At 47.6% G+C, this 22013-nt stretch carries 11 protein-coding genes; 9 read left to right on the forward strand and 2 right to left on the reverse strand.

Annotated features, from left to right (window positions below; translation table 11 throughout):
- Positions 1–3: 3 nt before the first annotated feature.
- Positions 4–1791, forward strand: coding sequence for a cellulase family glycosylhydrolase (locus B5F25_RS04945; RefSeq protein WP_241148358.1), 1788 nt, complete (start codon positions 4–6; stop codon positions 1789–1791).
- 523 nt (positions 1792–2314) lie between these two features.
- Here the strand turns inward: B5F25_RS04945 and B5F25_RS04955 are convergent.
- A complete protein-coding gene (locus B5F25_RS04955) occupies positions 2315–3280 on the reverse strand; it encodes a FimB/Mfa2 family fimbrial subunit (protein WP_087248007.1) in 966 nt (321 codons plus the stop codon).
- A gap of 244 nt (positions 3281–3524) precedes the next feature.
- On the opposite strand from B5F25_RS04955, the gene B5F25_RS04960 reads away from it, so the two are divergent.
- Positions 3525–4403: an Rpn family recombination-promoting nuclease/putative transposase gene (locus tag B5F25_RS04960; protein ID WP_087248009.1), complete on the forward strand. Its 879-nt coding sequence runs from the start codon at positions 3525–3527 to the stop codon at positions 4401–4403.
- An 89-nt stretch (positions 4404–4492) separates the two neighbouring features.
- On the opposite strand, the gene B5F25_RS22625 is transcribed toward B5F25_RS04960, so the two are convergent.
- Positions 4493–4624, reverse strand: a complete 132-nt coding sequence (locus tag B5F25_RS22625) for a hypothetical protein (protein ID WP_255376587.1) — start codon at positions 4622–4624, stop codon at positions 4493–4495.
- Positions 4625–5114: 490 nt separating this feature from the next.
- On the opposite strand from B5F25_RS22625, the gene B5F25_RS04965 reads away from it, so the two are divergent.
- The 7 genes from B5F25_RS04965 (at position 5115) to B5F25_RS04995 (ending at position 22012) form a co-directional block, all read left to right on the forward strand.
- The gene (locus B5F25_RS04965; RefSeq protein WP_087248011.1) at positions 5115–9125 is read left to right on the forward strand and encodes a two-component regulator propeller domain-containing protein; all 4011 of its coding nucleotides are present in this window, start codon (positions 5115–5117) and stop codon (positions 9123–9125) included.
- A 147-nt stretch (positions 9126–9272) separates the two neighbouring features.
- Entirely contained in the window at positions 9273–12155 is a 2883-nt protein-coding gene (locus B5F25_RS04970; protein ID WP_087248072.1) for a TIM-barrel domain-containing protein, read from the forward strand.
- 147 nt (positions 12156–12302) lie between these two features.
- On the forward strand, positions 12303–14810 hold the full coding sequence (locus B5F25_RS04975) for a glycoside hydrolase family 2 TIM barrel-domain containing protein (protein WP_140406860.1): 2508 nt from the start codon (positions 12303–12305) through the stop codon (positions 14808–14810).
- A 19-nt stretch (positions 14811–14829) separates the two neighbouring features.
- The gene (locus tag B5F25_RS04980) at positions 14830–17052 is read left to right on the forward strand and encodes a glycoside hydrolase family 3 C-terminal domain-containing protein (protein WP_087248013.1); all 2223 of its coding nucleotides are present in this window, start codon (positions 14830–14832) and stop codon (positions 17050–17052) included.
- Positions 17053–17202: 150 nt separating this feature from the next.
- Entirely contained in the window at positions 17203–18765 is a 1563-nt protein-coding gene (gene dnaB, locus B5F25_RS04985; RefSeq protein WP_087209908.1) for a replicative DNA helicase, read from the forward strand.
- Positions 18766–18904: 139 nt separating this feature from the next.
- Positions 18905–20572, forward strand: a complete 1668-nt coding sequence (locus tag B5F25_RS04990) for a formate--tetrahydrofolate ligase (RefSeq protein WP_087248015.1) — start codon at positions 18905–18907, stop codon at positions 20570–20572.
- Positions 20573–20761: 189 nt separating this feature from the next.
- Complete coding sequence (locus tag B5F25_RS04995) at positions 20762–22012, forward strand: peptidoglycan DD-metalloendopeptidase family protein (protein ID WP_087248017.1); 1251 nt, start codon at positions 20762–20764, stop codon at positions 22010–22012.
- Position 22013 lies beyond the last annotated feature (1 nt).

A 22013-nucleotide genomic window follows, 5' to 3' on the forward strand; every position in this document is an offset into this window, starting at 1 on the left:
CCTATGAAAACTATGCGAAATTATCTGACATTATTCTTTCTGTTGCTGACGGGGATAGCCTTGTTTGCTTCTTGTTCGGATGACGAAGGCGGAGGCTATACGGGAGAAACGCAAATTTCTGCTACGGAAATGACTTTCCCTAAATCCGGTGACACACTCACGCTTTCTGTCTTGTCTTCGGTTGAACCACAAGTGACCAGTAATCAGACTTGGTGCAACGTGTCATTCGTGAGTGTAACCGAAAGAGGGACTTATACCTACAATGTAACGGTAGATGCTAATTCGGAAACCGATGACCGCGTGGCTACGCTTTCGGTGGTGGCTGGAAGCTTTACAGCTTCGGTGCAGGTGACACAGACTGCCGGAGACGGTTTGATTGTGGCACAGACTGCATACGATATGCCGGCGGCAGGAGGTGCGCTGAGCATTACGCTGACCACCAATGGCGATTATGCCTATACAATCAATGACTCGTGGATAGCTGAGGCAGAAGTGACCGATGCGCGGGCAATGACGGAATATACCTTGCATTTTACCGTATCTGCCAATCACGGCGCGGAACGCACCGGGACTATTACGTTTACGTTAGGCGACTTGACGGAAACCGTTACTGTAACACAGGCTGCCGGACAGGCTGCAGCCGTGTCGGGAGAAACGCCGTTGGAAATAGCAGCCAGTCTGGGACTGGGATGGAACTTAGGCAATCAGTTGGATGCACATAATAATGGAGTGGCAGATGAGACCTCTTGGGGAAATGCGGCTGCCACGCAAGCCTTGTTTGATGCTTTGGCAAATGCCGGTTTCACTTCTGTCCGTATTCCGGTTACATGGCTGGGACATGTGGGCGAAGCTCCCGATTATACCATCGACGAGACTTACTTGAACCGGGTGGCAGAAGTGGTAGGCTATGCCGAGAGTGCCGGACTGAATGCCATTATCAACATTCACCACGATGGTGTGAACAGCCAGTATTGGCTGGATATCAAGGATGCGGCAACGGATGAGACGGTCAATAGTGCGGTAAAGGCACAGCTGGCTGCCATGTGGACCCAAATAGCCAACCGATTTGCAGACAAAGGAAACTTCCTGGTGTTCGAAGCCATGAACGAAATCCATGACGGAAGTTGGGGCTGGGGAGACAACCGTACGGATGGCGGCAGACAATATGCCGTACTGAATGAATGGAATCAGGTGTTTGTAGATGCCGTGCGTGCTACGGGTGGAAACAACCAGACCCGTTACCTGGGCGTGCCGGGGTATGTGACAAACATCGACCTGACGGTAGAAAACTTTGTCTTGCCGCAGGATGTGGTGGATAACCGGCTGATGGTAGCCGTTCACTTTTACGACCCGATAGACTATACCGAGAATGCCGACAATATTTATTCGCAATGGGGGCATACCGCAGACCCGTCGCTGAAAGCGGATTGGGGTGATGAAGACAATGTGACCGGACAGTTTGCCAAGATGAAAGAAACGTTCATCGACCAAGGTATTCCTGCCTATATCGGCGAGATGGGATGCGTACACCGTGCGGATGACTTGTCGGAATCGTTCCGTTTGTATTACTTGGAATATGTATGTAAGGCAGCGAAAGATTATGGGATGCCTCCATTTTATTGGGATGCAGGAGGAGACGGAACCGGAACACAATCATGGGCACTTTTCAATCACGCTACAGGCGAGATGCTGAATAATGCTCAGGAAGTGATTGACGTGATGAAACGGGGCATCTTTACCGAGGATGCATCATACACCTTGCAGTCGGTATACGACAGTGCGCCGCAATGAGAAGTTTGCTGATTTTATACCTGCGTGTTTCAGCATAGATATGCTGAGATTTATAGGCAGAGGCAGATTGTGAAGTCTGCCTCTGTTTTTTATGTCCGTATTCAATGGGCATGCATAGAATAAAAAATTTGAATATCCGCATTTCACCCAATTGCCTTGTAGGGGCGTATCGCATACGCCCTGAAAACATTCACGTGGATTAGTTGGCGTATTCGGGCGTATGCGATACGCCCCTACATGGGATGTTTGCGGATATTCAACATGAATATATTGCTTTGTCGGGAGTGTATTCCTCATCCGTTTTTTATTTCTCCTCGGAACAGTCGTTTCCGTATTTGGATTACATTATCGTTTCATCCAGCTTCTATTTATGGTTTTCATATGAAAACCGTACGGTTTCCATATCGAGAACGTACGGTTTCCAATTCAAAACCATACGGTTTTGATATCGAGAACGTAAAAGTATGCTTTCTGGAAAAACAATATGACTTACATGCAAAACCAAATGGTTTCTTTATATCGTTCATTCTAAGATAGGGACATTGATTTCTTCGTTTGATTCGTTCCATTCGTCAACGGTGAAGCTGCCCGAATCTTCTTCTTCCAAGATATTGCCGATGCTGATAGCAAGTGTCAACTTGTTATTGGCTTCCAGTGGGGCATTCAGTGTTTGTTTGAATGTCTTGACCTTTCCGTTGGTCAATGTGATGAAGACTTGGAGTTCGGGTGTGCCGAAAGAAGGGAATAGCATCACGGTGCCGTTGCTCATTTCTGTATTGTCATCGGAGCGGACCAGCGGGAAAGCTACTGTGCAGGATTTGCCTTCGGGTTGGGCTGAATAGAAGTTTAACTTTTCAGCAATACGTGTTACGCGTACTTCTACGTTTGTGATACTATTGCTTAGTGCATTTCCGTTGTTCCCTTTTAAGGTTACTTTCAATCCGCTCACTACCCGGTGCAGGTCTGCGTCCAGGTCTTCTGTCCCGACATTTACCGGGCGGCGGGCATGCACGAGGTCGAAAGTGGGATAATAGGTCGTGTCATTGGAAATGGCAAGCAGGCTGAAGTCTTGTTGGGTAAAGTCTTCACCGATGCTGTAGTTGGGTTCTCGTACATTCGGATAAGCGTAAATGGGTTCGGTATACTGAGGCGTACCCCAATAAATCATGTCGTATGTACCGGCAGGCAGGCTTACTTCCTGGTTGTTTGCATTGGGATAAACGGAACCGTCTTTGATGAAATAATATCCATGGAAGGGTGTCAGTTTCTGGTTTACATAATTTCCATAATAAATGGATGTGCTTTCGTTGCAGGGAGCTACGCTCAGTACTCCTGTAAAAGGTTTGTTCCCGTCACGGGTGAATATGCCCATGTACATGGCAGGACTGATCAGGTCGGATGTTGGGTTTTCGGGTGCTACCGGAGTGTCATCGTTGTGGCAGCTTGTCACGAATAGGGCAAGTACTGTCAAGAATGCTAATTTTTTCATTACTTATTGGTTTTTAATTGGTTCTATAGATAGAACACGCCGGTTGTCCCTTTTGTTCTTACAGCAGGAAGAAAATGTCCGAAAGCCTGTGTCTTTTGCTGTTGCCTTCATGTCTGTGGACTATGATACGCTCCTGCAAAAAACGCTTTGACGATATTCACAGTCCATTTCTGGTTGGCTATAATCTATTGCATTTTATAAAATATATCATTACCTTTGTTGCAAACCCTAATTAACTACGTACATGAGATATTTGGACCCTAAAGCCGACCTGACTTTCAAGAAAGTTTTCGGCGAACACCCCGACTTGGTCATCAGCCTGCTCAATGCCTTGCTGCCTTTTGATGAGCCCGAAGAGGAGATTGCGGAAATCGAATACCTGACACCGGAACTGGTGCCGGAAACGCCGCTGAAAAAGAACAGCATCGTAGACGTGCGCTGCAAAGACAAAATGGGCAGGCAGTTTCTGGTAGAGATGCAGATGCTTTGGTCTCCTGCATTCATGCAGCGCGTGTTGTTCAACGCTTCGAAGGCATACGTGCGCCAGCTTGGAGGCAGAGAGAGCAAATACGAACTGCTCCAGCCCGTGTATTCGCTTAACTTGGTGAATGACATCTTCCTGCCGGATGTGCCGGAGGCTTACCACGACTATAAAATCGTGCAGGTGGAACATACTGACAAGGTGATTGAAGGGCTGAGGTTTATCTTCGTAGAACTTCCAAAATTCAAGCCACAAGATTTCAAAGGCAAGAAAATGGCGGTACTTTGGTTGCGGTATCTGACGGAAATAGACGAGCATACGCGGCAAGCCCCCAAAGAGTTATTAGAGAATCCGGAAATCAGTAAGGCGGTGACGCAAATCGAAGAATCCGCCTTCAGCGATGCCCAACTGTGGTGGTATGATGACTTTTGGGATGCCGTGCGTGTGGAAAATACCTTGATAAGTGATGCTTTGCGGGAAGGCAGGCAAAAGGGCATGGAAGAAGGCAGGCAAGAAGGCATACAGGAAGGCATCCGACAAAACAACATCCAAAATGCCCGTGGCATGAAAGCAGAAGGTATCCCGACGGGAACCATCGCTAAAATCACCGGACTTTCGCCGGATGAAATTGAGAAATTGTAATCAATCTAAACTTACGCGGCAATACCTGCCACACATAAATAAAGCAGCTAATCCGCAAGGGCTGGCTGCTTTATTTTGATGTAAGAAGACTATTTCTTTTGATAGATATTCATCACACATGCCGCATAAAATTCTCGCCCCAGAAATGATATGCTAACTTCTCTAGTATATTGTTTACCGACGCCAAAATTTCCGGTAGCAGGTAAATCTTCTATTTCCATATTAAACTTATGTTCTGGCCAATATTCTGAAAAATCAATACGCCGTCCATCTATAACCAAAAATTGATCATAACATCTGATGAACACTCTTACTCTATACAACGGTTGGTACTGATTATTGTAACACTAAAATATTATTTAGATTTGCTACTTCTACTGTTGAAGTCAAGATTTTAAAACCTTCAAAATTTCCACCTTCTGTTGCTCCTTCTATGGAAATAAGCACTACTACCATCAGCAATATGTATCTTCTACTTCTTCAACAGGAGAATTTTTCTGCGAGGTCTGTGCTCCATAATTGGTAAATAGCAGATGTGCGTGTAGCCCAATAATAATCCGTAAATTGGCTGGTTGTAAGTGCATGTCAGCTGTATATGTTTTAAATGAAAGAGCCGTGGCTTCTTATTTAGAAAAAAACGGGTGCGCTTGCTTTTTTCTCGTTTTTTTGTTTCTTTTGTAATCGAAAACAAACAAAGCCTTTCATCTTATTATGCTGAAAAAACAGATTCTTATTGCATTGTTTATTATACTGGCATGTGCCGGAGGTCGTGCACACCGCTATATGTTCAAGCATTTGGAAGTAGCCGACGGGCTTTCCAGCAATACGGTTTATTCTATTTATCAGGATCGGGACGGATTTATGTGGTTCGGTACGCGGAACGGGTTGAACCGCTATGACGGGTATACTTTCCGCGTGTTCCGGCATTTGAATAATGACCCGTATTCGTTGCCCGATAATGTGGTAGCGAATATTTGTGAGAGTCCCGAAGGCATGTTTTGGGTAAAGACTGAGCGTGGATATGCTTTGTTTGAGAAAGATAAGGGGGTTTTTGTCAATGATTTGAGTGGTTTCATGAAACAATTGGGCAGCAACGCTAAAAATCCAATGTCTGTCTATGTGGACAAGAAAGGATATACGTGGTTGTATGTTGCCGGAGAGGGGTGTTACCGGTATAAGCAGGGAGAAAAGCCGAAAGTCTTTGTATTGCGGGAAAACGGCTTGCCTGTATCGGGTATCAGTGTGGTGGGAGAGTGCCGTGACGGGATTTTGTTGTTGTATGATAATGGGTTGCTGGTCTGCATCGGGCGTGACGAACTGGATCTGAAATGGAAAAGAGATGATATACCGGCTCAACTTCCGAAGGGGAAATACGTTCAGTTTTCGCTTTTTACGGATGCTGATGATTGCGTATGGATATATAGCGTAACGGGTTTGTGGGTATATGATGTGGCAACCGGACGCTGGCGTGATGATTTGGCCGCTCACTGGAAACATCAGACAGACTTTGTACATGCGGTGACGCAGGATAAGACCGGATGCATTTGGCTGGCAAAGGAATATAAAGGCATTGACGTGTTCGACAAAAAGACTGGCGAGGTCGTGAATCTGACAAATCATGCAGACGATGAACGTAGCTTGTGCCATAATACGGTGTATCAGCTTTATGTCGACCGTAACGGTTTGGTATGGGCAGGTACTTACAAGAAAGGCCTTTCGTATTACGGAGAAAGTATTTTCAAGTTTCATTTCCAGTCTTTGGGCGATATTACGTGCATCGAACAGGAAGATGCGCATCGGTTGTGGCTGGGAACCAACGATGACGGGTTGCTTTTATGGAATGTCAAGACACGCAAGTTTGAGGAATATGGTTCCCGGCGGATTGATTCGAATCCGATTGTTGCACTGCTGAAAGCACGTGACGGGAAATTATGGGCTGGCACTTTCAATGGCGGATTGTATTGTCTGGATAAGGGAAAGACAGTCCGGTATACCATGGCGGATGGCTTGTCGAGTAACAATGTCTGGGACTTGGTGGAAGACCGGGAAGGTAATCTGTGGATTGGGTATCTGGATGCAGGGATGCAATGCTTTCATCCGCAAACTGGTAAAATGGAAACCTACACGACTGCCAATTCGGATTTGCCCGACAACCTGATTAATTCGCTTTGCCTTTTGCCTGACAATACGCTGGTCATTGGTACGGTGGGTGTAGCATGCATGAACTTGCAGGACAGGACGATTTACAAGGTTCCGTCGATGTCGGGAGAGCGAAACGATTTTGGGGTCAACCAGGTCTTTGGAGACAGCCGGGGGCTGGTATGGATTGCCACTCTTGAAGGATTGAAAATGTATGACCCGAAATCTCAAGTCTTGAGAGACTTTCCCGAAATTACAGGCGAGGAAGGGGAGATGATTTCGGGGATTGCTGAAGACCATGGGCATAATCTGTGGGTATCATCGACACGGAGGATGGTTCATATCAACGTGTTGCAGCAGGGCGAGGAAGGCTATTCGTTTGAACCGCATGTGTATGGTAATGCGGACGGGCTTCAGAATTGCGATTTCAACTTGCGTTCCATCAAGACTCTGAAAAACGGAACGATTGTGGCGGGAGGACTGTATGGCTTGAATATTTTTAATCCAAGTGAAATCAGTTACAATAAGCAGTTGCCCAATGTCTTGTTCTCCGGCCTGTCCTTGTTTGACAAGGAGGTGGAGGTAGGCAAAACGTATGACGGCAATCTGATATTGCCCGAAGACTTGAACAAGGTCCGTAAGGTGGAATTGGATTACAGGCAGAATATTTTTACCATAGAACTGGCTACGGATAATTTCATCTTGCCGGAAAAGGCCTTTTTCCGGTATAAGCTGGAAGGAATCAGTAAGGACTGGTTATCGCTTCCACCAGGTATCCACAGGCTTGTATTCACCAATCTGAATCATGGCGTTTATACACTAAAGGTGAAGGCGGTCAATAGCGATGGCTATGAAAGCAAGGAGATGGCACAACTGAAATTGATTGTGCGTCCTCCCTTTTGGTTGTCGTGGTGGGCTTACCTGCTTTATATAATTATAGGTGTAAGTGCCTTGTTGTTTGCCCGGCGTTTGACTTTGAAGCGTGAACGTGAAAAGTTCCGCATGCAGCAGATAGAGCAAGAAGCAGCCCGGAAGGAGGAAATCAATCAGATGAAGTTCCGTTTCTTTACCAACATCAGCCACGAATTGCGTACGCCATTGACTTTGATTATTGCCCCGCTGGAAGAGTTGTTGAAGAAAACGGCAGATGATGAATCGCAGCGTACCGTGTTGCAGCTGATGTATCGCAATGCGCAGCGTCTGTTGATGTTGGTCAACCAGTTGCTGGACTTCCGGAAGGGAGAGATGAGCGGGCATCACTTGTCGTTGTCGGAAGGGGATATTGTGGGGTATATCCATGAGGTCTGCAATTCGTTTTTGTCAATGGCAGACAAGAAGCATATCCGGTTTTCTTTCTTTTCGGGGGTGGATGCGTTTTCGATGGCTTTCGATGCCGACAAGATAGGGAAGGTGGTGATGAACCTGCTTTCCAATGCCTTTAAGTTTACTCCTGAGGGCGGACGTGTCACCGTGATGCTGGAGTATGTGGAAGGCGATTCGAACGTATTCGAGATAAAGGTTTCAGATACAGGAATCGGCATCTCCGACGGTGAAAAGGAACATATCTTCGAGCGTTTTTACCAGACAGAGCATAAGGGGCAGGATGAAATGACGGGAAGCGGCATCGGCTTGAGCCTGGTGCGGGATTTTGTCAGGCTGCATGACGGTACGGTGGAAGTCTTTGATAACATCGGTACGGGAGCAGTATTTGTGGTATGCTTGCCGGTAAGGCATGTCGACGTAAAGGCAGAATTGCCTAAACCGGTATGTGTGCCTATGGATGAAGGGCAGGAGACGGTAATGGCGTCAACCGACCGGAAGGATTTCCCGCTTTTGCTTGTCGTGGATGACAACGAGGATTTCCGTTTGTTTATGCGGCATAGTCTGGAATTGCAATACCGGGTAGAGGTTGCCTCGAACGGGCAAGAGGCTTTGTCTAAGATACAGGAGTTACAGCCTGATTTGGTCATCAGCGATGTGATGATGCCCGGTATGGATGGAAACGAACTGTGCAGGCTGATAAAAGGAGACAAGCGTACGGCACACATCCCGGTTATCCTGCTGACGGCGCGTCAGGCGGTGGAATCGAAAGTGAAAGGACTGGAGACGGGAGCGGACGACTATGTGACCAAACCTTTCAACATGACTGTATTGGTGTTGCGCATCCGGAAACTGATAGAATTGAGCCGTTATCATCGGTCTGCACAAACATCGACCATAGACCCGGCTCCGAGCGAAATACTCATTACGTCCTTGGATGAAAAGCTGATAGAGAAGGCTGTGAAATATGTGGAAGAAAACATTTCGAGAAGCGATTTGTCGGTAGAGGAATTGAGCCGTGAACTGGGGATGAGCCGTGTGCACCTTTATAAGAAGTTGTTGCAGATTACCGGTAAGACTCCCATTGAGTTTATCCGGGTTATCCGGTTGAAAAGAGCAGCCCAGTTGTTGCGTGAAAGCCAGCTGCACGTGTCGGAAATTGCCTATGAAGTAGGTTTTAACAACCCTAAATATTTCAGCCGTTACTTTAAGGAGGAATTTGGCATTTTGCCCTCTGCCTATCAGGAAAAAGAGGGTAAATAACAAATGATACCCCATACGGAAACAAATGAAGCCCGAATGGATGATATACGTTCCTTGTATAAAACATTTGAAATCATTTGTTGAGAGAACAATGATTATCTTTGTAATCAAAGAATTTTATTGTTTAACTTTAAACATGGGTATATGGTGAAAATGAAAAACATTTCTTGTTGCCTGCTCGCCGGATTATTGTTTGGTGCATGTTCCGGAAACGTTTATGAAGAGACAGACAAGGGTGTAATCGTAAAAGTACAGCAAAAGGGCGACACAGATGTGCGTCTGGTTCGTTTTCAGGTGATGGGTGAAAAACTTATCCACGTGTCGGCAACGCCTGAAAAGAAATTTGCCGACCGGCAAAGTCTGGTTGTTGTTCCTCAAACGGAGCAGACTCCCTTTACGGTAGCGCAACAAGGCGATACCATTACGGTATCTACCGATGAGGTGCGTGCTTCGGTGCTGGCGTCTACGGGTGAAATATGGTTTACCGATGAAGACGGTAACCTGATTCTGCAAGAGAACAAAGGAGGAGGGAAGACCTTTACCCCGATTGAAGTGGAAGGAACCAAAGGATATACCATTCGGCAGGTGTTCGAGTCGCCCGATGATGAGGCGTTCTATGGTTTGGGACAACATCAGGCGGACGAGTTCAACTACAAAGGTAAGAATGAGGAGTTGTTCCAATACAATACGAAGGTGTCTGTGCCTTTTATCGTATCGAACAAGAATTACGGTGTGCTGCTTGACAGTTATTCGCTCTGCCGTTTCGGTAATCCCAATGATTATTCACAATTGGGGGAAGTGTTCAAACTTTATGACAAGGATGGAAAAGAAGGTGCCATTACCGGTACATACGTGCCTGCCGAAGGTTCAGGTGCGGAGACCTTGGTACGCCGTGAGGATTCGCTCTATTTCGAGCATCTGGTAAGAGGCGATTTGGGACATGTGGTGAACTTGCCTAAAGATTTTCCTTTCTATGGTTCGAAGGTGACGTATGAAGGTTCTATCGAACCGTTGGAAAGCGGAGAATTCAAGTTTATTCTGTATTATGCGGGATATACAAAGATATACATCGATAACCAGCTGGTGGTGCCTGAACGTTGGCGTACGGCGTGGAACCCGAACAGCTATAAGTTCTCGGTCAATCTGGAAGCCGGCAAGCGTGTACCGCTCAAAGTGGAATGGATTCCCGATGGAGCCGTATCTTATTCCGGGCTTCGTGTATACAGTCCGGTAGATCCGAAAGAACAGGGCAAGCAATCGTGGTGGAGCGAAATGACGCAGCAACTGGATTATTATTTTATCGCGGGTGACGATATGGACGAGGTCATCAGCGGCTACCGTACGCTGACGGGCAAGTCGCCGATTATGCCGAAATGGGCGATGGGGTATTGGCAAAGCCGTGAGAAATACAATACGCAAGCCGAAATGCTGGGTGCCTTGAAAGGGTTCCGCGACCGCCGGATTCCTATTGACAACATCGTGCTTGACTGGAATCACTGGCCCGAAAACGCTTGGGGAAGCCACGAGTTCGACAAGGCACGTTTCCCCAATCCGAAAGCAATGGTAGATTCTATTCACGCCATGCACGGACGGATGATGATTTCCGTATGGCCGAAATTCTATACGACAACCGAACATTTCAAGGAATTTGATGAGAAGGGCTGGATGTACCAGCAATCGGTAAAGGACAGTTTGAAGGACTGGGTAGGTCCGGGTTATACATACGGATTCTATGATGCCTATAGTGCCGATGCACGCAAGTTGTTCTGGAACCAGATGTACGAGCATTATTATCCGTTGGGCATTGATGCCTGGTGGATGGATGCCAGCGAGCCGAACGTGCGCGATTGTACTGATTTGCAATACCGCAAGGATTTGTGCGGTCCTACGGCATTAGGCTCCTCGGCTGAATACTTCAATGCTTACGCTTTGATGAATGCCGATGCTATCTATAACGGCCAGCGCGGAGTAGATAACAATAAACGTGTATTCTTGTTGACCCGTTCGGGCTTTGCCGGATTGCAGCGTTATTCTACCGCTACGTGGAGCGGTGACATCGCTACCCGTTGGGAAGACATGAAGGCACAGATATCAGCCGGACTGAACTTTGCCATGAGCGGCATTCCATATTGGACGATGGACATTGGCGGGTTCTGTGTAGAAAACCGTTACGTGGCAGGTCAGAAGCAATGGAACGAGACAAAGACCGAGAATGCCGACTATAAGGAATGGCGTGAGCTGAATACGCGTTGGTTCCAGTTCGGCGCGTTCTGTCCGCTGTACCGTGCCCATGGTCAGTATCCGTTGCGCGAGCCGTGGGAAATTGCTCCTGAAGGGCATCCGGCTTATAACTCCATTGTTTATTACACGAAGTTGCGCTACAACCTGATGCCGTATATCTATTCTCTGGCAGGCATGACCTGGTTTAAGGATTATACGATTATGCGTCCGCTGGTGATGGATTTCACATCTGATACGAATGTAAATAACATCGGTGACCAGTTTATGTTCGGTCCTTCCTTTATGGTATCTCCGGTATATGAATACGGTGCCCGTTCGCGTGAGGTTTATTTCCCGAAAGCGGAAGGCTGGTATGATTTCTATACCGGCAAGTTCCAGCAGGGTGGTGTGAAGGCAGATGTGAAAGCTCCTTACGAGCGTGTACCGCTTTACGTACGTGCCGGTTCTATCGTTCCGTTCGGTGAGGATATGCAATATACCGATGAAAAACCGGTAGATCGCATTGTACTTTATGTATATCAAGGTGCCGATGGAGAGTTTACGCTGTACGAAGACGAAGGTGTGAACTACAACTACGAGCAGGGCAAGTATGCCATGATTCCGATGGAATACGATGAGGAAGAAAAGACTTTGACCATCGGCAAGCGTGAGGGTTCATTCCCCGGTATGCTGGAGAAACGTACCTTTACCGTGGTAAAGGTGAATCCCGATAAGGCACAGCTTTTCGACTTGAATGCCAAAGGTGTAACGGTGGACTATACGGGTGAAGAAGTTTCGGTGAAATTATAAATGTGATGATTGTGTGAAACGCAGATTAGCGCGGATTTCCTCAGATTAATTATAGTCAATCTTTCGCAAAACAATTTTGTTCTACTATAATAATGATATCTGCGTTAATCTGCGGGAATTTGCGTTTCAATAATTAATTAAGATAAAATGGTGAAGAAATTAGCTTCTCTTTTATGCGGAGTATGTTGCCTGCTTTTAGCTTCGTGTGCGGCATCTCCGGAAAAAGTCCGTGAGAAGATAGACTTCAACGACGGCTGGCGTTTCCTGTTAGGAGACGAACCGCAAGCGGAAGAAGTCGGTTTTTCAGATGCGGACTGGCGTGCGCTCGACTTGCCTCATGATTGGGCGATAGAGGGCGACTTCAGTCAGGATAATCCGTCCGGTACAGGCGGAGGGGCTTTGCCCGGAGGCATCGGGTGGTACCGTAAGACCTTTGTCCCCGATAAAGCCGATGCGGACAAGAAGTTCCGTATCGTGTTCGACGGGGTCTATATGAATTCGGAAGTATTTCTCAACGGTGTATCTTTGGGGCATCGTCCGTATGGATACATTACTTTCAGTTACGACCTTACCCCGCATCTCAAGTGGGGCGAAAAGAATGTGCTTGCCGTGCGTGTGGACAATTCCGAACAGCCTAATTCACGCTGGTATTCGGGATGCGGCATTTACCGGAATGTATGGCTGGTGAAGACCGGTGCGGTGCATGTGGCAGAATGGGGAACGTATGCTACGGTGAGTGAGGTGAGTGATGCGCAGGCGGATTTGGATATTCAGACCCGTGTAGCAAATGAATCAGCTATGCCTGCTCAGGTGAAGGTGCATTCTTCTTTGCTGGATGCGGAAGGGCTTATCGTTGTAAGTGGAGAAACGGACTGTTTCGTAGAAGCCGGGAAGGAAACCGAGGTCTCGCAACAGCTAAAGGTCGAGAATCCCCAACGGTGGGATATTGATACACCTTATTTATATACCTTATTGACCGAAGTGGTACAAGAAGGGAAACAGGTCGACCGTTATGAAACGCCTGTAGGTATCCGTTCGTTTTCTTTTGATGCCGAAAAGGGATTTATCCTTAACGGAAGACCGATGAAGATAAACGGGGTATGCATGCATCACGATTTGGGATGCTTGGGAGCGGCGGTCAATGTGCGTGCCATGGAACGCCAGCTGGAAATCCTGAAAGAGATGGGATGCAACGGCATCCGGTGTTCGCACAATCCTCCTGCGCCCGAATTGCTCGACTTGTGCGACCGGATGGGGTTCATCGTCATGGATGAGGCGTTCGACATGTGGCGCAAGAAGAAGACCTCGCACGACTATGCCCGCTATTTTGATGAGTGGTATGAACGGGATTTGCGCGATTTCATCTTGCGCGACCGCAACCATCCCTCCATATTTATTTGGAGCATCGGCAACGAAGTGTTGGAGCAGTGGAGCGATGCCAAAGCCGATACGTTAAGTCTGGAAGAAGCGAACCTGATTCTGAACTTCGGGCATTCGGCGGATATGTTGGCAAAAGAAGGGGAGATGAGTGTCAATTCATTGCTGGCAAAGAGGCTGGCTGAGTTTGTAAAGGCACTCGACCCGACACGTCCCATTACGACCGGATGCAATGAACCGAATCCGGCAAACCATTTGTTCAAGTCGGGAGCTATGGATATTATCGGGTACAATTATCATAACGCGAATATTCCCGATGTACCTAAGAATTTCCCCAACAAGCCTTTTATAATCACCGAAAGCAATTCGGCTCTTGCCACACGTGGGTATTACCGGATGCCGAGCGATAAGGTTACCGTTTGTCCCGACCGTTGGGACAAGCCGTATTACGACCCGACTTTCGCTTGCTCGGCATACGACAATTGCCATGTGCCTTGGGGAAACACGCATGAGGAAACCATAAAGCTGATTCGTGACAATGCTTTCATCAGCGGGCAATATGTGTGGACGGGATTCGACTATATCGGCGAGCCTACTCCTTACGGATGGCCTGCACGCAGCTCGTATTTTGGCATCGTCGACCTTGCCGGATTTCCGAAGGATGCCTATTACCTCTATCAGGCGGAGTGGTCGGACAAGCCTGTGCTCCATCTTTTCCCGCACTGGAACTGGACGCCGGGACAGGATATTGATATGTGGTGCTATTACAACAATGCCGACGAGGTGGAACTTTTTGTCAACGGCAAGTCGCAAGGCGTGAAGGCAAAGACTCCTGATTGCCTGCATGCGGCATGGCGTGTCAAGTTCGAGCCGGGAAGCGTGAAGGTGGTGGCACGTAAAGAAGGCAAGATAGTAGGCGAGAAAGAAATCCGTACAGCCGGAACCCCTGCCCAAATCCGCCTGACTCCCGATCGTTCCAACTTGTATGCCGATGGGCGTGACTTGAGTTTCGTAACGGTAGAGATTTTGGATAAGGATGGCAATCTGTGTCCGAACGCCGACAATTTGGTCCGTTTTCAGGTAGAAGGCAATGCCTTTATAGCCGGAGTGGATAACGGAAGCCCCATTTCGATGGAGCGGTTCAAGGACAATAAGCGCAAGGCTTTTTACGGCAAGTGCCTCGTGGTGTTGCAAAACACGGGAGATGCCGGAGGTGCCCGCTTGAAGGCGGTTTCCGATGGCTTGCGTGATGCAGAAGTATCGATAACAGCAGAATAAAATTATAAAACAGAAAACCATGAAAAAACAATTATTGACAATATGTGCTGGTGTGGCGTTATCCCTGTCTGCACCGATGGCGCAAACGGTGGAAACGCTTCCGGTGTATTTGGACGACAGCCAGCCGATAGAAGCGCGCGTGCAGGATGCCTTGAGCCGGATGACGGTAGAGGAAAAGGCACGCCTGAGTTATGCGCAGGGAAAATTCAGTTCGCCCGGATGTCCGCGTCTGGGCATTCCTGAACTGTGGTATTCCGACGGCCCTCACGGGGTACGTGCCGAAATCAATTGGAACGACTGGGGATATGCCGGATGGACCAGCGACAGTTGTACGGCTTTTCCGGCATTGACATGCCTTGCTGCTACATGGAATCTTGAACTTTCGGGCAAATACGGAAAAGCATTGGGCGAAGAAGCCTTATATCGTGGCAAGGACGTGCAGCTGGGACCGGGCGTGAACATATACCGCACGCCTTTGAACGGACGTAATTTTGAATATATGGGCGAAGACCCCTATCTCGCCGCTGAGATGTGTGTGCCTTACATTCAGGAGTTGCAGAAGAACGGAGTAGCGGCTTGCGTGAAACATTACGCGCTCAACAATCAGGAATTGTGGCGCGGGCATATCGATGTGGAGGTGAGCGACCGTGCCTTGTACGAAATCTATCTGCCTGCATTCAAGGCGGCGGTAGAGCGGGGCGGGGCATGGAGCATCATGGGATCTTATAATAAAGTACGCGGTACGCACGCCACGCATCACAAGCTTTTGAATAATGACATTCTGAAAGGCGAATGGAAGTTCGACGGGTGTGTGGTGACCGACTGGGGAGCGGCACACGATACGTACGAAGCCGCCATGTACGGGCTTGACCTCGAAATGGGCTCTTACACCAACGGATTGACCTCGGAGTCGGAGTTCGGTTATGATGACTATTATTTGGGTAAAGCTTACTTGAAGATGATAAAAGAAGGCAAGATTCCGATGGAGGTGGTCGATGACAAGGCAGGGCGCGTGCTCCGTCTGATTTTCCGCACGGCGATGAACCGCAAAAAGTCTTTCGGCTCGATGGCTTCGCCGGCGCATTATCAGGTGGCATACGAAGTGGCAACCGAGGGGACAGTGCTCCTGAAGAACGGAAACGGGAAGAAACAGGCAGGCTTGCTTCCGGTTGTTCCCGGCACGTATGAAAACATCCTTGTGGTAGGCGACAATGCGGTGCGCAACCTGATGCAGGGAGGAGGCTCTTCGGAACTGAAGCCCAAAGATTTCATTTCTCCCTTGGACGGTCTGCGTAAAAAGTACGGCAATGTGACGTATGTGCAAGGTTATAAGGCAGGGCGTCCGATGTATGGCAATGTGGAAGAGATTCCGCAGTCGGTGATGGATTCGTTGCGTGAGGATGCCGTGGCAAAGGCGAAGGAAGCCGACTTGGTCATTTATGTAGGCGGACTGAACAAGAACCATCAGCAGGATTGCGAGGCGGGTGACCGCATTACCTATAACTTGCCTTTCGGGCAAGATGAACTGATTCGTTCGTTGCTCGGAGTGAACAAGAATATGGTAGTCGTTTTGATAAGCGGGAATGCGGTGGCGATGCCGTGGCTCGATGACGTTCCGTCTGTGGTGCAGACTTGGTATTTGGGTACGATTACCGGAAACGCGTTGGCAGATGTGCTGAGCGGCGAAGTCAATCCCAGTGGGAAACTTCCTTTCTCTTACCCTGTGAAACTGGAAGACTGCCCAGCCCACGCTTTCGATGCGCTTTGCTATCCGGGCGACAGCATCCGCGAAGTATATAAGGAAGACATTCTTGTGGGGTACCGCTGGTATGACACCAAGAAAATCGAACCGATGTTCCCGTTCGGCTATGGGATGAGCTACACGACTTTCGAATACGGCAAACCGGCGGTTTCGGCTAAGGCGATGAATAAAGACGGAAGCCTTACGGTTTCGGTAAAAGTAAAGAATACGGGAACAGTAGCCGGCAAGGAGATTGTCCAGCTTTACATCGGCGACGAGAAGTGCTCCGTGCTTCGTCCTGTAAAGGAGCTGAAAGGCTTCCGAAAAGTGGCTCTTCGTCCGGGTGAAGAAAAAGAAGTGACTTTCACCGTTACTCCCGATGCTTTGAAATTCTTCGATGATAAGCGTCACGAATGGGTAGCGGAACCGGGTAAGTTCAAGGCGTATATCGGCGCATCGTCTGCGGATATACGCGGTACGGTTTCGTTCGAACTGCTGTAAGTCTTTTGAGGATAATAGATCGGACGCAAAATATAAAGTCAAGGATGTTATGTTTTTTTGCTTTTGCAGAAGCAAAAATAAAAACTCTGTGTCTTTGTATCTTTGCGTTCGATTTATTTTTCTAACTTTGCATCCTCAAAAAAGAAGATAATGGCAGAAGTACGAAGAACGACGCGCATCCCGAAGGCTGTAAAGACCAAGCCGGTGGATGAATATGGACATCTCCAGCCTCAGGCACCCGAGCTGGAAGAAGCGGTATTGGGGGCATTGATGATTGAAAAGGATGCTTATTCACTGGTGAGTGAAATATTGCGTCCTGAATCATTTTATGAACATCGTAATCAGCTGATTTATGCAGCTATAACTGACCTTGCTATCCAACAGAAGCCGATTGATATTCTTACGGTGACCGAGCAGCTGCGTTCAAGAGGCAATCTGGAAGAGGTGGGAGGACCTTTTTATATCACCCAGCTTAGTGGTAAAGTGGCTTCGTCTGCCCATATCGAATACCATGCACGCATTATCGCTCAGAAATTTCTGGCACGTGAATTGATATCATTCACCAGCGCCATTCAGACCAAAGCTTTCGATGAAACACAGGATGTAGACGACTTGATGCAGGAGGCCGAAGGAAAGCTCTTTGAGATTTCCCAGCAAAATATGAAGAAGGACTACACACAGATTAATCCTGTCATTCAAGAAGCATATGAAATGTTGCAGAAAGCAGCAGCACGTACAGATGGTCTGAGCGGTTTGTCCAGTGGCTTTCACCAACTTGATAAAATGACGTCAGGATGGCAGAATTCCGACCTTATCATTATTGCAGCCCGTCCGGCAATGGGAAAGACGGCGTTTGTACTTTCGATGGCGAAAAATATGGCGGTCAATAATAAAGTTCCTGTTGCTTTGTTTTCGCTCGAAATGAGTAACGTACAGCTGGTGAACCGTTTGATAGTGAATGTATGTGAAATACCTGGTGAGAAAATCAAGAGCGGGCAATTGGCTCCTTATGAATGGGGACAGCTTGATTATAAAATAAAAGAATTGTATGATGCCCCGCTTTATGTGGATGATACACCTTCGCTTTCTGTTTTCGAATTGCGGACTAAGGCACGGAGATTGGTGCGTGAACACGATGTGAAAGTGATTATTATCGACTATCTTCAGTTAATGAATGCCAGTGGTATGTCGTATGGAAGTCGACAGGAAGAGGTGAGTACAATCTCCCGTTCGCTTAAGGGACTGGCAAAGGAATTGAATATTCCTATTATTGCATTGAGTCAGCTGAATCGTGGTGTAGAAAACCGTGAAGGCATTGATGGTAAGCGTCCTCAGTTGAGCGATTTGCGGGAATCAGGAGCTATCGAGCAGGATGCAGATATGGTGTGTTTTATCCACCGCCCTGAATATTACAAGATTTATCAGGACGAGAAAGGTAATGATTTGCATGGAATGGCAGAGATTATCATTGCCAAGCACCGTAACGGTGCCGTCGGAGATGTGCTTCTCCGTTTCCGGGCAGAGTATGCACGTTTTCAGAATCCTGATGATGACCTGATTGTGCCTATGCCAGGAGAGGAACATACTTCGCCAGTACTTCGTTCGAAGATAAATAGTGGTGGAAGCCAAGGATATATGCCTCCTACTCCTGCTGATATACCTCCTCAGTCGGAGAATCCCTTTGGTGCTCCTATGCCTGATGTCCCGTTTTGAAAATTGGAATGAATCCCCCAATTGTCCAAAGCACACACGAAAACGGAAACATCAAGACGGGAAAAGCTTTTTGTAGAGATTCAAAACAGTTTCTAGGTCTTGGATAATTTTGATGAACAAGAATATATAGGATATAAATATGAAGTCGGATATAGAAATAGCACGCAGCATCGAGCTGAAGAAAATCAAGCAGGTGGCTTGGAGTTACGGGTTACCCGGAGATGAGATTTTGAACTACGGGCGATACATTGCCAAAGTGCCCGAAACATTGATAGATGAAGAGAAGGTAAAGCGGAGTAACTTGATACTGGTGACAGCCATCACGCCCACCAAGGCCGGTATCGGAAAGACTACGGTTTCTATTGGACTTGCCTTGGGGTTGAATCGCATTGGACGGAAAGCCATTTGTGCCTTACGTGAGCCATCGCTTGGTCCTTGTTTCGGAATGAAAGGCGGTGCTGCTGGAGGTGGCTACGCCCAGGTGCTCCCGATGGACAAAATCAATCTTCATTTTACGGGTGATTTCCATGCCATTACCTCGGCACATAATATGATTGCTGCCTTGTTGGATAACTATATGTATCAGAACCGCGATAACGGCTTTGCCATGAAGGAAGTGCTGTGGAATCGTGTGTTGGATGTGAACGACCGCGGTTTGCGTTATATCGTGACGGGATTGGGAGGAAAAACCAATGGCATTACCCGGGAGTCAAGTTTTGATATCACTCCGGCATCTGAAATCATGGCTATCCTTTGCCTGGCAACAGATGAGGCGGATTTGCGTCGTCGTATCGAGAATATTTTGCTGGGTTTCACCGTTGATAACAAACCTTTTACGGTGAAAGACTTGGGAGTGGCAGGAGCTATTACCGTATTGCTGAAGGATGCCATAGCCCCCAACTTGGTGCAGACCACTGAGAACACACCGGCATTTGTTCATGGGGGACCTTTTGCCAACATTGCTCACGGTTGTAATTCCATCTTGGCCACCAAGTTGGCGATGACCTTCGGCGACTACGTGATTACGGAAGCTGGATTCGGTGCGGATTTGGGAGCAGAGAAATTTTACGATATCAAGTGTCGTAAGTCGGGCTTGCAACCCAAGCTGACCGTTATTGTAGCTACGGCGCAGGGATTGAAAATGCACGGCGGCGTGAGTCTTGACAAAATCAAGGAGCCAGATTTGGAAGGATTGGAAAAAGGCTTTACCAATCTTGACAAGCATATTGAGAACCTGCGCTCGTTCGGTCAGACGATTGTAGTGGCATTTAACCGTTACGCCAACGATACGGAAGAGGAAATTGAAGCTATCCGTCGCCATTGTACCACGATGGGTGTGGGTTTTGCCGTTAACAATGCTTTTACCGAAGGTGGAGCCGGAGCTATGGAATTGGCAGAGCTGGTAGTGGACACCATTGAGAACAAACCTTCACAACCTCTGCGCCTTGCATACGAGGACACCGATAGCATCGAGGAAAAGATAGAGAAAGTGGCTTGCAACTTGTATGGTGCCGCTGAAGTGACTTACAGCATCACGGCGCGCAAGAAAATCAAGATAGCTGAAGCACTGGGTTATGAGAAATTCCCCATCTGTATTGCCAAGACTCAGTATTCGTTTTCCACTGACCCCAAGCTCTATGGTGTGGCGAAGGACTTTGAGTTTCATGTGCGTGACATTGTTCTTAATGCCGGTGCTGAGATGCTGGTGGTGATAGCTGGCGAGATTATGCGTATGCCGGGATTGCCCAAAGAGCCGCAAGCCCTACACATTGATATTGTGAATGGAGAGATAGAAGGATTGTCGTGAGTGTCTTATTTATGACTATTGTTTTTTCCTTGTGAATGTCCTATTCCGCCAATAAATATGTCTGCAAAACGAAGATATACTTCATCGGCAATTTCAAATAACTGCTACAGCCCACGAAGATAACTGAAAAGGCAAAGTAAGATATCTTCATTGGGCGTGTCATTATTTTACCTGCAATCTGTATAAATTATGAACAAACGAAATATATTCATAGCCGGAGTCGTAGCTGTTGTGCTGGCGGTTGGCGGGACTTTTTATTATATGCATCATATGGCGCAACCGTTGGACGAAGTTGCGGTAACTGATTCGGTAGAAGTCGACAATATCGTGCGGAAATATGGGATACCTGTTTCGCTTTACGACATTAAGTACGGACTTGTAGAACCGGGACAGAACCTCTCGATTATCTTGCGGAAGCATGGTTTGTCGGTAGGTGAAGTACACCGGCTTACCAAGAAAGCAGAAGGTGTATTCGATGTCCGTAAGGTAAAAGATGGGCAGGCATACGCCGTTTTTACGACCCGCGATAGCATTCCACAGACGGTGTACTTTGTTTACGAGGAAAGTCCGAAGTCATATATCGTCTTTGACCTGAAAGGTGATTATGGTGTGAAGCGCGGTGAAAATCCAGTGACGTGGGAGCGTAAGACTGTAGGAGGAAGGGTAAAAACATCGTTGTGGGTGGCGATGCAGCAGTGTGGAACCTCCCCGCAGCTTGCCCTTGACCTTTCGAATATCTTCGGCTGGAGCATTGACTTTTTCGGGTTGCAAAAAGAAGACGAGTTCCGTGTGTGGTATGAACAGGAAACCGTAGAAGGAAGGGAATTGCAGAACTTCCGTGTGCTGGCAGCCTCATTTTCGCACGAAGATAGTGTGTATTATGCTATTCCCTTTGTGCAGGATGGTGAGGAATTGTATTACAATGCTGACGGGAATAGCCTGGAGGGTGAGTTCTTGAAGGCTCCGTTGGATTATTATCGCATCTCGTCACGCTTTTCGAATAGCCGATTCCATCCGGTATTGCGCCGTTATCGTGCCCATCATGGTGTGGATTATGCTGCTCCGAAGGGTACGCCTGTGTATGCTATAAGCAAGGGAAAGGTGATAGCTAAAGCTTACCAGGCGGGTGGGGCAGGAAACTACCTGAAGATTCGTCACAATAGCCGCTATACTACCACTTATATGCATCTCTCGGGATTTGCTAAAGGAATCCAGGTGGGCTCGGAAGTAAAGCAGAAAGAAGTGATTGGCTACGTTGGGAGCACGGGGTTGTCTACTGGGCCACACCTTGATTTCCGTGTTTATGATAATGGTACCCCCGTTAATCCTCTTACTATCAAGTCGCAACCTAAAAAGCCTGTAAGTGAGGATAATAAGGAACAATTTGCCGTTGTGCGCGATTCGTTGCTGCAAATACTTGATGGGATAAAAGTGCATTGAA

Source organism: Bacteroides sp. An19, assembly GCF_002160215.1.
In the GTDB taxonomy this organism is placed as follows: Bacteria; Bacteroidota; Bacteroidia; order Bacteroidales; family Bacteroidaceae; genus Phocaeicola; species Phocaeicola intestinalis.

Excerpts from the sequence above, each read along its gene's own strand:
- B5F25_RS04990 (WP_087248015.1), top strand. The coding sequence starts at position 18,905 with ATGAAGTCGGATATAGAAATAGCACGCAGCATCGAGCTGAAGAAAATC.
- B5F25_RS04960 (WP_087248009.1), top strand. The coding sequence starts at position 3,525 with ATGAGATATTTGGACCCTAAAGCCGACCTGACTTTCAAGAAAGTTTTC.
- B5F25_RS04995 (WP_087248017.1), top strand. The coding sequence starts at position 20,762 with ATGAACAAACGAAATATATTCATAGCCGGAGTCGTAGCTGTTGTGCTG.
- B5F25_RS04955 (WP_087248007.1), bottom strand. The coding sequence starts at position 3,280 with ATGAAAAAATTAGCATTCTTGACAGTACTTGCCCTATTCGTGACAAGC.
- B5F25_RS04965 (WP_087248011.1), top strand. The coding sequence starts at position 5,115 with ATGCTGAAAAAACAGATTCTTATTGCATTGTTTATTATACTGGCATGT.
- B5F25_RS04975 (WP_140406860.1), top strand. The coding sequence starts at position 12,303 with ATGGTGAAGAAATTAGCTTCTCTTTTATGCGGAGTATGTTGCCTGCTT.
- B5F25_RS04945 (WP_241148358.1), top strand. The coding sequence starts at position 4 with ATGAAAACTATGCGAAATTATCTGACATTATTCTTTCTGTTGCTGACG.
- dnaB (WP_087209908.1), top strand. The coding sequence starts at position 17,203 with ATGGCAGAAGTACGAAGAACGACGCGCATCCCGAAGGCTGTAAAGACC.
- B5F25_RS22625 (WP_255376587.1), bottom strand. The coding sequence starts at position 4,624 with ATGGAAATAGAAGATTTACCTGCTACCGGAAATTTTGGCGTCGGTAAA.
- B5F25_RS04980 (WP_087248013.1), top strand. The coding sequence starts at position 14,830 with ATGAAAAAACAATTATTGACAATATGTGCTGGTGTGGCGTTATCCCTG.